The sequence below is a fragment of the Paenibacillus sp. FSL P2-0322 genome (assembly GCF_037975315.1).
GTDB lineage: Bacteria > Bacillota > Bacilli > Paenibacillales > Paenibacillaceae > Paenibacillus > Paenibacillus polymyxa_B.
Genome location: NZ_CP150243.1, coordinates 5,112,493 through 5,127,288 on the forward strand (window position 1 = coordinate 5,112,493; position 14,796 = coordinate 5,127,288).

At 44.7% G+C, this 14,796-nt stretch carries 14 protein-coding genes; 6 read left to right on the forward strand and 8 right to left on the reverse strand.

The annotated features are described in order from the left end of the window. Window positions 1-99 precede the first annotated feature (99 nt). The gene (locus tag MKY24_RS22710) at window positions 100-900 is read right to left on the reverse strand and encodes a DUF1836 domain-containing protein (protein WP_068938264.1); all 801 of its coding nucleotides are present in this window, start codon (window positions 898-900) and stop codon (window positions 100-102) included. Window positions 901-1,106: 206 nt separating this feature from the next. Between MKY24_RS22710 and MKY24_RS22715 the strand changes: the two genes are divergently transcribed. Both MKY24_RS22715 and bacA read left to right on the forward strand, forming a co-directional pair. After that, window positions 1,107-2,495 carry a hemolysin family protein gene (locus MKY24_RS22715; RefSeq protein WP_175405194.1) on the forward strand — a complete coding sequence of 463 codons (1,389 nt, stop codon included), beginning with the start codon at window positions 1,107-1,109 and terminating at the stop codon, window positions 2,493-2,495. Window positions 2,496-2,620: 125 nt separating this feature from the next. After that, entirely contained in the window at window positions 2,621-3,418 is a 798-nt protein-coding gene (bacA, locus tag MKY24_RS22720; protein WP_013312007.1) for an undecaprenyl-diphosphate phosphatase, read from the forward strand. Between the two features lie 135 nt (window positions 3,419-3,553). On the opposite strand, the gene MKY24_RS22725 is transcribed toward bacA, so the two are convergent. From MKY24_RS22725 to MKY24_RS22755, 7 genes are all read right to left on the reverse strand, one after another. After that, window positions 3,554-3,880 (reverse strand): thioredoxin family protein, encoded by a 327-nt coding sequence (locus MKY24_RS22725; protein WP_025721930.1) that lies wholly within the window; start codon window positions 3,878-3,880, stop codon window positions 3,554-3,556. A 148-nt stretch (window positions 3,881-4,028) separates the two neighbouring features. After that, a complete protein-coding gene (locus tag MKY24_RS22730) occupies window positions 4,029-4,940 on the reverse strand; it encodes an aldo/keto reductase (RefSeq protein WP_053326119.1) in 912 nt (303 codons plus the stop codon). A gap of 157 nt (window positions 4,941-5,097) precedes the next feature. Further along, entirely contained in the window at window positions 5,098-5,841 is a 744-nt protein-coding gene (locus MKY24_RS22735) for an alpha/beta hydrolase-fold protein (RefSeq protein ID WP_339200938.1), read from the reverse strand. A 33-nt stretch (window positions 5,842-5,874) separates the two neighbouring features. Then, window positions 5,875-6,855: a siderophore ABC transporter substrate-binding protein gene (locus MKY24_RS22740; RefSeq protein ID WP_028541805.1), complete on the reverse strand. Its 981-nt coding sequence runs from the start codon at window positions 6,853-6,855 to the stop codon at window positions 5,875-5,877. Window positions 6,856-6,867: 12 nt separating this feature from the next. Then, on the reverse strand, window positions 6,868-7,626 hold the full coding sequence (locus MKY24_RS22745) for an ABC transporter ATP-binding protein (RefSeq protein ID WP_053326121.1): 759 nt from the start codon (window positions 7,624-7,626) through the stop codon (window positions 6,868-6,870). Next, a complete protein-coding gene (locus MKY24_RS22750) occupies window positions 7,620-8,570 on the reverse strand; it encodes an iron chelate uptake ABC transporter family permease subunit (RefSeq protein ID WP_339200939.1) in 951 nt (316 codons plus the stop codon). The genes MKY24_RS22745 and MKY24_RS22750 overlap by 7 nt, the downstream gene beginning before the upstream one ends. Further along, the gene (locus MKY24_RS22755; protein WP_023990357.1) at window positions 8,560-9,513 is read right to left on the reverse strand and encodes an ABC transporter permease; all 954 of its coding nucleotides are present in this window, start codon (window positions 9,511-9,513) and stop codon (window positions 8,560-8,562) included. Before MKY24_RS22755 ends, MKY24_RS22750 begins: the two co-directional genes overlap by 11 nt. A gap of 328 nt (window positions 9,514-9,841) precedes the next feature. Here MKY24_RS22755 and MKY24_RS22760 point away from each other — a divergent pair, with 328 nt between their 5' ends. The 4 genes from MKY24_RS22760 to MKY24_RS22775 all read left to right on the forward strand — a co-directional run bounded on the left by MKY24_RS22760 (window position 9,842) and on the right by MKY24_RS22775 (window position 14,756). Beyond that, a complete protein-coding gene (locus tag MKY24_RS22760) occupies window positions 9,842-10,519 on the forward strand; it encodes a response regulator transcription factor (protein WP_028541801.1) in 678 nt (225 codons plus the stop codon). Continuing rightward, window positions 10,516-11,433 carry a HAMP domain-containing sensor histidine kinase gene (locus tag MKY24_RS22765; protein ID WP_028541800.1) on the forward strand — a complete coding sequence of 306 codons (918 nt, stop codon included), beginning with the start codon at window positions 10,516-10,518 and terminating at the stop codon, window positions 11,431-11,433. The genes MKY24_RS22760 and MKY24_RS22765 overlap by 4 nt, the downstream gene beginning before the upstream one ends. 108 nt (window positions 11,434-11,541) lie before the next feature. Beyond that, window positions 11,542-12,219, forward strand: coding sequence for an ABC transporter ATP-binding protein (locus MKY24_RS22770; RefSeq protein ID WP_023990360.1), 678 nt, complete (start codon window positions 11,542-11,544; stop codon window positions 12,217-12,219). Then, window positions 12,216-14,756 carry an FtsX-like permease family protein gene (locus MKY24_RS22775; protein ID WP_023990361.1) on the forward strand — a complete coding sequence of 847 codons (2,541 nt, stop codon included), beginning with the start codon at window positions 12,216-12,218 and terminating at the stop codon, window positions 14,754-14,756. Before MKY24_RS22770 ends, MKY24_RS22775 begins: the two co-directional genes overlap by 4 nt. Window positions 14,757-14,796: the final 40 nt, after the last annotated feature.

A 14,796-nucleotide genomic window follows, 5' to 3' on the forward strand; every position in this document is an offset into this window, starting at 1 on the left:
GTATATACCTCTTTTGTATACTTTTTCAGTCTCCAAAAGGGTAGACAATCCTCTAAAAAGAGCAAAAAAATAGGATTGGCTTCTAGTGCCAATCCTGATTTACCCCTGGAAGTCCAGAAACAACGTCGCATTCACATACCGACGTGCCATGGACAAAAAATAACTATTTTGCACCGCTACCGCTGCCACCAGCAAAGTATTACGCACTGCTTCACACTGGTTAGGGGTCAAATGCTGTAAACGGCTGGTGTATTGATCAGCCGCCTGAACCAGCAGCTCCTCTGTCGCAGCTTCCTGGCGCTGCTGTCCTGTAACGGAATTTCCGTTGTCCTTTGCATAGCCTGCTCCAGCAACATCGAGCAGTTGGTCTCCGTTCGCATCCAGCTCCTCAAACAAAGTTGAATAGGCGGCGTACAAATCGACCGGCTGAATCAGATCGTCCGTATCATCTTCGGGTTGTTGGAACAGGATATGAAATAGCTGACGAATGGATTCAAAATCAAGACATGATTTTAAATCTTCCACAATGAGCAATATAGCTGCCTGGTTGACCGAGTATTTTTTGCCGATCTTCGGAGCGCCGAGAAATTCCTTGAAGTCGCGTTTGACCCAATTTTGCATAGATGCCAGTGAGACATGACTGTATTCGACCAGTTGACCCAGGGAAACGATCTCCTGCAGCGAAAAGGCTGCGCTGTGCTTACCCTTGATGATTTTATCTAGCACAGGTGTCACGTCGGTGTATAAAAATGTCGGCATCGTGCTCCCGGAACGGGCGAGATGGCTATGAGTGCGCCTCCAGGCGTCCTGTAGAACGGCCAAAGGCTGCAATTCGCGGCGACCTTCCATGGCCAGCAGCAAATGGGCCATATCACGACGAGTAAGGGTAAAAGACTCCATCTGCTTTCCTCCCTTTATTACATTTCAAGTTCATTTGAACTCATCATACGCCCTCAAACTAGGCTTGTAAAGTGAAGCAATGATCCGTGCGGGTTCTATTATGCCTTATTTTCCGTGTAAATTGGAGGTAGGTGACCTGCTATGATTCCATATGAACCTTGTATATTTCCTTTTAAGTTCTTAAAATAAGTTCAAGTGAACTTAAAATGGAGTTCCTTAAAAAATTGAACGAAAAAGGGATGAGTGAAAATTATATGGGTATAGGTGTCAGTCTATTTTTGTTTGCGGTGTTGATTTTATTTAGTGCTTTTTTCGTGGCTACCGAGTTTGCGATTATTAAAATCCGTTCCAGCCGGGTCGATCAGCTGGTCGTGGAGAACCGTAAAAACGCACTGGCGCTACAAAAAGTCGTCAATAATCTGGACGGCTACCTGTCCGCCTGTCAGCTTGGTATTACGATTACAGCGTTGGGACTCGGCTGGCTCGGTGAACCGACCGTAGTCAAATTGCTGGAGCCTCTCTTTCAACAGCTCAACATCAATGGGGATTTTTCACATATCCTGGCCTTTATTATTTCATTCGTCATTGTAACTTACCTGCACGTGGTGATCGGCGAACTGGCTCCCAAAACATTGGCGATCCGCAAAGCGGAAGCTGTCAGTCTGTTAACCTCCCCAGTCATCGTGTGGTTTAATCGGATTATGTATCCGTTTATTTGGCTCCTTAACGGCTCGGCCAATCGTCTGGTTCGTCTGTTTGGTCTTCAACCGGCTAGTGAGCATGAAGAAGCGCACTCTCAGGAAGAAATTCAGATCATTTTGTCCGAAAGCGTGGAAAGTGGTAAGATCAATAACACCGAATATGGCTACGTAAATCGTATCTTTGCTTTTGACGAGACCGTTGCCAAAGAAATTATGGTACCACGTACAGATATGGTATGCTTGTTTACGAATCGCTCGCTACAAGAAAACATGCTGACTATTCACGAAGAGCAGTATACCCGTTTTCCGGTGGCGACAGACAGCAAGGATCAGATCATTGGTATGATTAATACCAAACAGCTATTCCTTGAGTATGATCGCAATCCAGAGCTTGTTTTCGACAGTCTGATTCAACCGATCTTGACCGTTCCGGAAGTTATCCCCGTCAACACACTGCTGAAACGTATGCAGAAGGAGCAGGTTCATATCGCTCTCCTGGTCGATGAATACGGTGGAACCTCCGGCCTCATTACCATTGAGGACATTTTGGAGGAGATTGTTGGCGAAATTCGGGACGAATTTGATAAGGATGAACGGAAGGAAATCGAGAAACTGACGGAGAACAGTTATTTGATGGATGGTAAAGTGATGCTTTCCGATCTGAGTGATCTGACGGGCTTGACATTGGACGATGAAGACGTGGATACTGTCGGAGGGTGGGTGTATAGCCGGGTTCCGGAACCTAGACAGGGCAAGGAATTCATAGAAGAGAATGTGAAATTTATCATTCGTGAAATGGGTAAAAATCGTATTCGTCGGGTGGAGATTATTTTACACCACACATCCCCCGCATCTGAATTGGAAGCAGAATCGGACACTTCTTCCCGGGAGTGAACCGTGTGACCTGAGCGTTTATCTTTGCACTTGACACTTGTGTTCACTCCTACTGAAATGACATATTCCCAGGGCAAACGGCTTAGGTCGTTTGCCCTGCACGCGTGTAAGGAGGAGCTAGTAAAGTGGATATTTTATCTTCTATTATTATGGGAATTATTGAAGGACTGACAGAGTTTTTGCCGGTCTCTTCGACGGGTCACATGATCCTCACGGCTGATCTTCTAGGATTAAACACAGAGAATGATACGGTCAAAACGTTTGAGGTTATCGTACAATTAGGTGCTGTGCTGGCAGTCGTCGTATTATACTGGCGCAGATTCCTGAGCCTGTTTGATTTCAGACGCAAAATCTCGAGTCAGCCACGTCTAAACCTGTTACATATTATTTTAGCCATGATCCCAGCGGGGCTAATTGGCGTACTGTTCCGTGATGTAATCAAGCAATACCTGTTTGGTCCTGAAACGGTTTTATACAGTTTGGTGATCGGGGGCCTGCTCATGATCGCGGCTGAAAAATTTCATCCGCCTATTAGATCACATACGCTGGATGAGATCACTTACAAACAAGCTTTTACGATCGGTTTGTTCCAAGTCCTAGCCCTATGGCCAGGATTCTCCCGTTCAGGCTCAACCATGTCTGGGGGCCTATTCGCACGTGTAAGCCATACGGCAGCTGCGGAATTTACATTCCTCGTATCTGTTCCGGTCATGCTGGGTGCATCGGGTATTGATATGATCAAAAGTATGGATCACCTGTCTATGAGTGATTTTCCAGTGTTCGCGGCCGGCTTTATTACTGCCTTTATCGTCGGGATGCTGGCGATCAAAACATTCCTCGGTCTGCTCAAACGCTTGAGCCTGACTACGTTCGCCATTTACCGCTTCGTGCTGGCGGCTGTGTTCTTTTTCATTATTTTATAAGCCATTGTTTGGTACCAATAACTAAAAAGGGATATCCATAGGGTCTGAATGATCAGCCTTGGATATCCCTTTTACTATTTTGCCAGAAAGGATAGATCGTACTGAACTATCCCTATTCCCTATCATGCGTTCTGATTATTGTTTGGATTCCAGCGTAGTCAAATATTCCGAAATTTGAGCTGGCGTTTTAGCGTATTTGCTGTGCAAATGAGCAATTTTTTCGCCATTACGGAACACGAGCAGACTCGGAATACCGCGCACTTGATTTTCGTCGGCAATCGGCTGGAATTTCTCCGCATCAAGCGCAAAGAAACGCTTATCTGCGTTTTCCTCAATAATGCCGTCCATAAATTTATCCAGTGTCTTGCAATCCGGACACCAGGTTGTATCAAATTTCACGACAGTCAGACCGTCACCATTAATTAAATCCTGATATTGCTGCTGAGATTCGATGCGTTCCATTCGTTGGTCCCTCCTAGAGTGTATTTATAACGTCTCCATATTCACATATGAATTATAAACCGAGGCTTATTCCTATATTGTAATGATTCTTTTATAAATTGCAACTGGGACGGGTACATGTTTGACACTTGTCCTATACTTGCTCGGATTAGCGATATTGCGCATCATACCGATTGGCTCGGCTGATTTGCTGTAGCGTCTGCCGCTCTTGCCTGGTTAGCGGTGCAATATCCGCAGCAGAAATATTATGCTCCAATTGTCCCAAAGAGCTTGCACCCGGGATCACAGCAGCGACAGTCGGATGAGACAGGCTATAACGGATCGCTGTCTGAACCATACTACGATCCGCCCCTCCAAATGCCTTTAATTGCTTACGCACGTCCAGCAACTCTGCTTCATTGTAGTCCAGATATCCCTTGGCTATCTTCCCTTCCCCTTCGTCAGCCAATACACCACTGGCCACTGGCCCACGTGCAATCACGCTAATTCCCCGTTCCTGAAGCAAAGACAGTACCTCTTCCTCTGCACGCCGATCCAGCAAACTATACTGATTCATAACACTAACGATATTCGAGCGTTTGACATATTCACGGATGACATGAGGGCGAATTGAGGAAATACCATAATAACGGATGACTCCCTCCCGCTGCAATTGCTCAAAAGCCTCAATGGTTTCGTCCATCGGATCGTCAATCGTCCCTCCGTGCAACTGATACAGGTCGATGTAGTCCGTTCCAAGGCGGCGTAGGCTCTCTTTAACAGCAGACAGAATATATTTCTTGGATGGGTCCCATCCCCAGCCCTCCTGCCCCGGTAGACGCCGATTGCCAACCTTGGTCGCCAGGATGACCTCCTGTCGCCGTCCACGGATCGCTGCACCTACGATTTCTTCATTGCGTCCGTGCTGGTACAAATCTGCCGTATCCAACAGGTTTACGCCCCTGTCTAGCGCTTCATGAATCAAGTAAACACCTTGCTGCTCCTCCGTACCGACCGACATACATCCCAGACCAATTTCACCTACCAGCAAATCCGATGATCCCAGGCGGTTTTTTTTCATTTATGCTCCCCTCACTTCCAATAACGTATAACTTTAAATTTTTAATATTCCTCTATTATACGAAAAAAAATATACAAAAAAACAACCCCAAAGGCATAGAGACTCCACGCTCTCCAATCCTTTGAGGTTGTTGTATGAAATTCGTATTCCATTCATGCTATCCGAACAGCCATCGGACGGCCCTAGGAAATTGACGCTGAAAACAATCCACACGATGCACCGCATCCTGATCCAACTCAAGGAGCACATCTTTTGCATCCAGTCCCTGTGTCCGCAGCACCTCGTGTGCCTGGAGGGTCAGCGGAACCATATCTTTTTGTACATTCGTCTTCCCTTCACCTTCACGGGTCCCGACAGATATATAAAAGCGATGTATCCCATCCCTCACAGTTGCACAAGATGCAGATTGCATATAACCAATCATACCCGGATACCAATACGAGCCTGAGATGGAACCGACGCGTCCGAATATGTCCTTATACTTGAAGACGGCATACATGGAAATTAATCCGCCCAATGAGGCGCCGATGATTCCCGTATGCTCCGGTCCGGTTTTTACCGGATATCTCCCCTCGACGTACGGCATTACTTTTGTAACCACAAACGCCAGATAGGCATCTCCGCCACCGCCAAAAGCAGGTCTTCCTTCTACTAAAGCAGCTGCCTTCCAAGGCGTATAATCATCCAGCCGATTTACGGGCTGAATACCTACCAGCACGACACGGGGCAACTCTCCCGTAGAAAAACCTCTTTCCAGCTCATCCAACCCGCTTAGAAATAAAGAGCTGCCATCCTGCACATACAGCACAGGATACAGCTCATTATGACTCACGGAGACGGGAGGTGTATAGACGTGCACAAGGTACCCATCTAATGGAATTTCATCTACATGACCTTTCATCCTACACAGTCCCCCATGATGTGAATGTATTCATTACAGTGCAGCATCCATTTCCTTGATCATTTCAGATACGGATTCCAGACCATTACCTGACAGGTACCAGTAGTTAGGATCAAGGTATACAATATGACCGTTTTTAAATGCATTGGTTTTCTTCACCAGTTCATTCTCAATGGTTTGTTTACCTGTAACCTGTTCCTTGCCTTCCTCGACCACCACAGCCCCACGGTCAACAACAAAAATATAATCCGGATTTTTTTGCTGTACATATTCAAAAGAAACCTTTTGTCCATGCGTGGATACTTTAATGCCCGGATCTACAGGGGTTACGCCAAAAGCATCATGAATGATACCGAAGCGGGATTGTGAGCCATATGCGCTCAGGCTTCCTTCATTCGTCAGCACGATCAGTCCTTTAGCTTTGCTCGCTACAGCCTTGTCATGTACGGCCTTGATGGAGCTATCAATCGCAGCCAGCTCCTGCTTGGCAGCATCCTCTTTATCGAAGATTTTTCCCAATGTTTCAACGTTTTTCTTAAAGGAATTGATATAATCCTTGGTGTCTACAGCCATCGAAATGGTCGGTGCAATTTTACTCAACTCTTTATATGCATCAGCTTGTCTGCCGCCGATGATGATGAGTTCAGGAGACAGATCACTGATTTTCTCGTAATCCGGTTCAAACAGCGTGCCTGCACTTGCATATTTGGAATCTTTATATTTGCTCAAATACGTAGGAAGATCCTGCTGCGCTACTGCCGCAACGTCAACGCCCAGCTTATCCAGCGTATCCAATGAACCAAAATCAAAGACAACGACATTTTTTGGATTAACTTTGACTTGGACCGGGTTTTCATCCAGTGCGTGTTTGACCGAGATGGTTTTGGATTCCGTTGTTGCAGCAGAGGAGCCGTTTCCAGTCGCTTCCGGTGTTGCCGGAGCTGCTTTGCCACAGGCTGACACAATCAGTACCAATGCAAGCATTAGCGTTAAAAACATCATATTTTTCTTCATTTAACATTCCCCCTAAGTGAAATAAACGCAAATTTTATGGTCACCGATCTGTTGAATCGGAATATCCATATCGTACAAATCCTTTAATACCTGACTATCAATCATCTCGTCAGCCGTTCCTTGTTTTAGCAACCTGCCATCCTTCATCCCTACAATATAGTCTGAATAGCAGGATGCAAAATTAATGTCGTGCAACACGACCAGAATCGTTTTGCCGAGATCATCCACCAAACCGCGCAACGTCTTCATAATCTGAACCGAATGCTTCATATCCAGATTGTTCAGCGGCTCATCCAGCAGGATGTATTCTGTGTCCTGAGCCAAAATCATGGCAATAAAAGCCCGCTGTCGCTGTCCCCCACTAAGCAAATCAATATGCTTATCTTTCATGTCCTCCAGTCCCATGTAGGCCATAGACTGCTCCACCATTTTGCGATCCTCGCTGTTCAATCTGCCCTTGGAATACGGAAAACGGCCGAAGCTAACCAGCTCCTTCACGGTTAAGCGGATATTGACATCGTTCGTCTGTTTTAAAATAGATATCTTCCGGGCTAGCTCCTCACTTTTTGTCAGGCTCACGGCCTGCCCGTCGATGAAGATTTCTCCCTCATCACTGTTAGTCAGGCGACTGATCATCGACAACAAGGTGCTTTTTCCAGCGCCGTTAGGTCCAATAAAGGAGGTAATGGTACCTTTAGGTACAGTGACGGATACCTGATCCACCACATTTTTATTCCCGTAGCGTTTGGATACGTTTCTGACTTCTACCATGACTTATTCTCCCGCAGCAAAAGATACAGGAAGTACACACCCCCGATAAAGTTAATAATGACACTGACCGTTGTCGATAAGTCGAATACTCTTTCTGCCAGCAGTTGGCATCCTGCCAACGCAATGACACTGACACAAATAGAGGCCGGAATAATATAACGATGCTGATAGGTTTTCATCACCTGATAAGCCACATTGGCCACAATTAACCCTAGAAACGTAATCGGCCCGACAAGTGCCGTAGATATGGAGATAAGAATCGCTACGATAATTAGCAGCCTTTTGATAATAAAACTATAAGGGAGCCCTAAATTAATCGCATGCTCTCGTCCGAGCGACAGCACGTCCAGATACTTGATGAATCTCCACGCATAAGCAAATACGAGCACAAGAATGAATACAGAAAGCCACAGTAGTTCGGTGTTTACATTACTGAAGCTGGCAAAGCTCTTGTCTTGGATTTTCGCAAATTCGTTCGGGTCAATCAGTACCTCCATAAAGGTAGACAGACTGTTGAATAGTGTGCCGAACACCAGACCGATCAGCAAAAGTACATAAATACCGCGTCCATCTTTGCGGAAAATTAATTTGTATAGCAGTCCTGCGAAAAGCATCATCAGCCCCACCGACAGCAAAAAGTTCAATTCTTTGCTGGTCGAAATGAAGGGTACGGAACCAAATGCAAAAATAATCGTCGTCTGAATCAGCATATACAGTGAATCCAGACCAATAATACCCGGAGTCAAAATCTTATTATTCGTAACCGTCTGGAAAATAACTGTTGCAAAAGCAATGGAGCCACCTGTCAGAATGAAGGCTGCGATCTTTTTCAATCGTCGTGGCAGCGCGTAATGCCAGGTATGCGGAAGATCTATAAACACGAAAGCAGCAATCAACACAAGCGCGGCAGCGGCTAATATTCCGATTTTTAATTTAGGATTCATAAGCCCTTCTCCTCAGCAGCAAATACAAAAACAACGCGCTCCCGATCACACCAACCGTAAGCCCTACAGAAATTTCATACGGATAAATGATCACCCGTCCCAAAATATCGCAAAACAGCACAAAGACGGCGCCCAAGATCGCTGTATGGGCCAGGCTTTTTTTAAGATTATCCCCCATATACATGCTGACTAGATTGGGTACAACCAGCCCCAAAAAGGGAATCGTCCCGACCGTTAAGATGACAACAGAGGAAACCAAAGCCACGATCACCAAACCGACATTGACGGTGCGCTTGTAATGTACACCCAAGTTGGCCGCAAAATCCTCACCCATGCCTGCAATTGTAAAACGATTCGCATATATGTACGCCAACGCAACCAAAGGAATACTAAGATATAGCATCTCGTAGCGACCACTCATGATTAGAGAAAAGTCTCCCTGCATCCACGAAGAAATGCCCTGGATCAGATTGTATTTATAAGCAAAAAAGGTCGTTACCGAATTTAAAATGCCTCCAAACATCAAACCGACAAGCGGGATAAATACCGGGTCCTTGAAACGGATTTTATCCAGTATTTTCATGAAAATCAGTGTTCCCCCTAGAGCAAATCCGAAAGCCGTCAGCATCTTCGTCCAAAATCCCGCCGCTCCAAACACCATAATAGCCATCAGCACACCCAATCGTGCCGCGTCCATCGTCCCCGCAGTGGTGGGAGATACAAATCGGTTCCGGGTAAGTTGCTGCATAATGAGCCCACAGATACTCATACTCGCCCCTGCGATAATGATACTGATCAATCGTGGGAATCTGCTAATCAGGAGTACCTGCGCCTGATCGTTGGTTAAGTGGAACACATCAAGTGGAGTTACATCATGAACACCAATAAAAACCGAGGCGAAGGCCAGTACCAGAAAAGCCAGTATTAAATAACGCAATTTCATGTTCTAACCAAGGGAGCCTGTTCTCCAACAACCTGTACCAAGCTTCGGCCCTGTCCTCCCCTCCAATAATGATAATGATTATCAAAATCAACTAGCATAAATTATATCAGTCATACCGTATCTGTCAATGTGATGAGGTTTTAAAGCAGGACAAAAAAGCTGCAGAGAACTTTCTCGACACCCCACCTGGACAACCCAATGAGCAAATAAGAGTAAAATCCGGTAAACTAGAAATAGAGAGTTTGGGAGCCCTTTTTTATGTTTATGGTGAGCAGTTCTGGAAACCGAGTTCATTAACTTTGGTTAGTAAAAAAATAGGAGGAGAATGATGAATCACATATTAATCATCGAGGACGATATCGCCTTGAGTAACGGTATTGTTCTTGCCCTTAAAGAACCTAACAACGTATTTACGCAAATGTATGACATAGCTACTGCAAAAGAACAATTGAACGTTACCGCCTTTGACCTAGTGATTCTTGATGTAAATTTGCCGGATGGAAGTGGACTCGATCTGTTAACCCATATACGAAAAAGAACAACTTTACCAGTCATCGTTCTGACTGCGAATGATATGGAAACAGATGTCGTCACTGGTTTTGAGCTGGGTGCTGACGATTATATAACCAAGCCTTTCAGTCTTATGGTACTGAGAGCAAGAGTTGGCGTTCAGCTAAAGAAATCCAGATACTCGCTTGCAGACTCCATTCAGCTCGACAATTTTTCCTTTTCATTCGAGAGGATGGAATTTACTAAGAATGGTACGCCCATTGAACTAAGTAAAACTGAACAAAAATTGTTGCGCATCCTATTCGATAATCGAGGCAATACTGTATCTCGCGATCATTTAGTAGACAGCATCTGGACTGATGGAGCTGAGTATGTAGGTGAAAACGCCTTGTCTGTTACAGTAAAAAGGCTACGTGACAAGCTCGAGGATCATCCTTCCTCCCCACAATATATTAAAACGGTTTACGGGCTGGGCTACACATGGGCGTTGAAATGACAACACTCCTATATATATGTATTGGAATTGCCGTTGTTGCTGTATGCACCGCTGTGTGTGCTATTATGCTTTATCGCAGGAGCATCCATAAAACAATGAAAACTATTGAGAACATGCTGGATGCCGCGATAAATGGCAGCTTCTCAGAGGATGTCTTTGATGAATCCGTTCTTTCTTCAATAGAAGCTAAATTTGTGAGATTTCTTTCCATTTGTTCCGTGTCCTCCAAAAATCTGCTTGCCGAAAAGAATAAAATAAATGAGCTGATTTCCGATATTTCACACCAAACGAAAACACCATTGGCCAACATCCTGCTTTATTCCCAACTACTTAGCGAATACGAACTATCACAGGATACCTCCACTTGTGTGAAAGCTCTATCTGCACAGGCCGAAAAGCTTAACTTTCTGATCCAGGCATTGTTGAAAACATCGCGGCTTGAAACGGGGATTATCACGGTATCGCCAAGGCGAGAATCTGTTCAAAAGCTCCTTGATGCTGCACTGGAGCAAATGATGCCAAAAGCTGACGCCAAAGGGATTTCAGTTGTTATGGAGGACACAGTTACCCATGCTTATTTTGACCTAAAGTGGACGAGTGAAGCTGTCTATAACATTATGGATAACGCCATAAAATATACAGAGACAGGCGGAAGCATGAATATAAAAGTAATGGCATACGATTTGTTTTGTCGAATTGATATTACCGACAGTGGTATAGGCATTGCAGAAGAAGAACAAGGTAAAATCTTTACCCGCTTTTATCGCTCCCCTACTGTTAACTCGCAGGAGGGTGTAGGTATTGGACTGTTTTTAGCTAGAGAAATCATCGCTGCGGAGGGGGGTTACATCAAGGTACGATCACGCTACGGCCGTGGTTCTACCTTCTCTATTTTTCTTTCTATGGATACTTAATTCTTTCAATACCGTTAGATTTCAGAAAGATTGTAGAAAGATCAGTGTGTTAATGTCTGTACTGTAGATGACTACGATCCAGACATTTTTTTGTGGAGGAGAACGTATATGGGTCTATTGAAAACTCAGGCATTAAAAAAACATTATGGAAACGGAGATACTGCTGTTTATGCCTTAGATGGTGTGAATCTGGAGGTGGAAAGCGGAGAATTTGTCGCTATTGTCGGTACGTCCGGGAGCGGCAAATCTACCCTTCTCCATATGCTGGGTGGACTTGATCGTCCAACAAGTGGAAACGTTACGATTGACGGCAAAGATATTTCTACATTAAAAGACGAAGAATTGACTATTTTTCGCAGACGAAAGATTGGCTTTGTGTTTCAAAATTACAACTTGGTACCTGTCTTGAATGTCTACGAAAATATTGTGCTTCCTATTGAACTGGACGGTAAAGAGCCAGACAAAACCCACATAGATAAAATTGTACATACCTTGGGCCTTGACCACAAAATGAATAACCTGCCAAACAATCTTTCCGGTGGACAACAGCAACGTGTAGCTATTGCCAGAGCACTGGCAGCCAAGCCCGCCATTATCTTGGCAGATGAACCCACCGGAAATCTGGACAGTAAAACGAGTCTGGATGTGATGGGATTGATCAAAGTATCCAGCCAGCAGTTCCGCCAAACGATAGTGATGATTACCCACAACGAGGAAATTGCGCAAATGGCAGACCGGATCATCCGTATTGAGGACGGTAAAATTGTCGGCGGTGATGCCAAATGATCAAGGTAAAGAACAAAAAAGTAATCCGCAAGCTGGCAGATAAAAGTTTCAAAGTAAACAAAGCCCGTAACCTCTTTGCTATTGTTGCCATAGCACTAACCTCATTGCTATTTACAACACTGTTCACTATGGGGATTGGCGCTGGGGAAAACTTACAACGGGCGACCATGCGCCAGGTCGGTGGAGATGGACATGCCGTACTTAAATATATAACGGATGACGAATTTAATCATGTCAAGGATCATCCGTTGATCAAGGAAATAGCTTATAACCGTATATTAAGCGATCGAGTTATGAACGATAATTTTCTAAAACGCCATACGGAGTTCTGGTATTACGACGATGTAGGGATGAAGCTTGGTTTTATTGAGCTTAAAGAGGGGCACAAGCCTGCGGCGGAAAATGAAGTAATCGCAGACTCCAAGACGTTGCAGCTATTGGGTGTTCCACTGGAGGTTGGAGCACCTTTGAGACTAAAGCTTGACATACGAGGTAAAGAAGTACAGCGTGATTTTATCCTCTCCGGCTGGTGGAAAAGCGATCCTGTGTTTAACACAGGACAAATATTCGCCTCCAGATCCTATGTCGATGCTCATGCAAAGGAATTACAAAGCACCTATAAAAAAGATCATTTCTATACAGGAACCATTAGTGCATATATGATGTTCGACAATAGCCTTGATTTGCGGGGAAAGCTCAGTAAAGTGATTACCGAAAGCGGGTATTCGCTTGACGAAGATGCACCGAACTATATCGCGAATAATGTAAATTGGTCATACATCTCGACCAATTTTAGTATGGATGCGGGAACAATCATGGCACTTACTTCTGCCCTGATACTGATCGTATTTACCGGCTATTTGATCATCTATAACATTTTTCAAATATCGGTGATGCGAGATATTCGTTTTTATGGTCTTTTAAAGACGATCGGCACAAGCGGCAAGCAGATCCGCCGGATCATTCGCAGACAGGCGTTAGTTCTTTCAGTGATAGGAATCCCGTTTGGATTAATAGCAGGTTTTTTTGTCGGTAAAGCACTTATACCACTTCTTATGAACAACACTACCTTTGCTGGCACCGAGATATCGGTATCTCCCAACCCATGGATTTTTATAGGATCGGCTTTGTTCGCGCTCATTACCGTAATGATCAGCACTTTCAAGCCAGGCAGGATTGCGGCAGCTGTTTCGCCGGTTGAGGCAGTAAGATACACAGACGGAAATACCAAGGGCAGCCGTAAGCTGAAAAAATCCACCAAAGGCGCTAAAATGATCCACATGGCTCGCTCCAACTTGGGGCGCAATACAAAGCGTACCGTGTTGGTAGTCATCAGTCTTTCGTTGAGCCTTGTACTTCTTAACACGGCCTTCACCCTGTCTAAGAGCATTGATATGGATAAGTTTGTATCCAATTTCAATGACACCGACTTTCTCATTGCTCATGCTGAATATTTCCATAGCCCCTTTTTTAAAGGCCCTGAAAATGAGACCTCCGAGAGTTTTATTCAGGCTGTACAGACACAGCCCGGCTTTGAAGAGGGCGGTCGCTTGTACGGCGGCAAATTAGTGCTTACTGTCGAGAATGGAAAAGACACCCATGAGGACGATGTGACTGACTCTCGCGGCAACTTCATGGCGACAGTATATGGGCTGGAAGATTTACCATTGCACCGTTTGCAATTGCTAGACGGTGAGCTTGATTTTGAGAAGCTGGCTTCCGGTAAGTATATATTGGAAGGGGTAGATTTAGATGACCATAACATCCCCCATATGGAAGAAGCTCTTTATAAGGTGGGTGAAAAGGTCACGCTTCACAGTTATATGGGAGCAGCAGAAGCTCCGCTGGATAAAGAGTATACTACGCATGCATTCACAGTGCTTGGTCATGTTGCAATTAAATATATGACCAATTCTGATCGCCTTTCAGATAAGTATAATTTTTATCTTCCAGCGAATATTTACAAGCCGCTTGCGGAGCAACCTGCTGTGATGAGCTATGCCTTTAATGTATCCCCTGATCAGGAAGAGGCCATGGAGGTTTTTTTAAAAAGTTACACCGAAACTACAGAGCCGGTAATGAACTACACATCCAAATTTACTTCAATGAATGAGTTTTCCGGTATGCAAAACACCATCATGATGATCGGCGGCACGCTTAGTCTGATTATCGGCCTAATTGGTATCCTCAACTTTGTAAACGCAATTCTGACGAGTATATTGACACGGCGTCAGGAGTTTGCCATGCTGCAAAGTATCGGCATGACCAAAAAGCAATTGCGGGGTATGCTGATCTATGAAGGGCTATATTATGTTCTCGGCACCGCCCTATTCTCCATTTTATTAGGGATCATATTTTCTATTTCAATTGTGAAACCCCTAAGCAGTATGATGTGGTTTTTGAGCTATCACTTTATAATCTGGCCACTTCTAGCCTTATTGCCTTTACTGTTATTGCTTGGGATACTTATTCCAGTAGCGGTCTATTCTATGAACGACAAACAAAGTATTGTGGAACGACTTCGAGAATCAGAGTAGATTTACCGAGAAAGTCCATAATACCAGTGTGAATAATAAA

Excerpts from the sequence above, each read along its gene's own strand:
- MKY24_RS22710 (WP_068938264.1), bottom strand. The coding sequence starts at position 900 with ATGGAGTCTTTTACCCTTACTCGTCGTGATATGGCCCATTTGCTGCTG.
- MKY24_RS22715 (WP_175405194.1), top strand. The coding sequence starts at position 1,107 with ATGGAGTTCCTTAAAAAATTGAACGAAAAAGGGATGAGTGAAAATTAT.
- MKY24_RS22725 (WP_025721930.1), bottom strand. The coding sequence starts at position 3,880 with ATGGAACGCATCGAATCTCAGCAGCAATATCAGGATTTAATTAATGGT.
- MKY24_RS22730 (WP_053326119.1), bottom strand. The coding sequence starts at position 4,940 with ATGAAAAAAAACCGCCTGGGATCATCGGATTTGCTGGTAGGTGAAATT.
- MKY24_RS22735 (WP_339200938.1), bottom strand. The coding sequence starts at position 5,841 with ATGAAAGGTCATGTAGATGAAATTCCATTAGATGGGTACCTTGTGCAC.
- MKY24_RS22740 (WP_028541805.1), bottom strand. The coding sequence starts at position 6,855 with ATGAAGAAAAATATGATGTTTTTAACGCTAATGCTTGCATTGGTACTG.
- MKY24_RS22745 (WP_053326121.1), bottom strand. The coding sequence starts at position 7,626 with ATGGTAGAAGTCAGAAACGTATCCAAACGCTACGGGAATAAAAATGTG.
- MKY24_RS22750 (WP_339200939.1), bottom strand. The coding sequence starts at position 8,570 with ATGAATCCTAAATTAAAAATCGGAATATTAGCCGCTGCCGCGCTTGTG.
- MKY24_RS22755 (WP_023990357.1), bottom strand. The coding sequence starts at position 9,513 with ATGAAATTGCGTTATTTAATACTGGCTTTTCTGGTACTGGCCTTCGCC.
- MKY24_RS22760 (WP_028541801.1), top strand. The coding sequence starts at position 9,842 with ATGAATCACATATTAATCATCGAGGACGATATCGCCTTGAGTAACGGT.
- MKY24_RS22765 (WP_028541800.1), top strand. The coding sequence starts at position 10,516 with ATGACAACACTCCTATATATATGTATTGGAATTGCCGTTGTTGCTGTA.
- MKY24_RS22770 (WP_023990360.1), top strand. The coding sequence starts at position 11,542 with ATGGGTCTATTGAAAACTCAGGCATTAAAAAAACATTATGGAAACGGA.
- MKY24_RS22775 (WP_023990361.1), top strand. The coding sequence starts at position 12,216 with ATGATCAAGGTAAAGAACAAAAAAGTAATCCGCAAGCTGGCAGATAAA.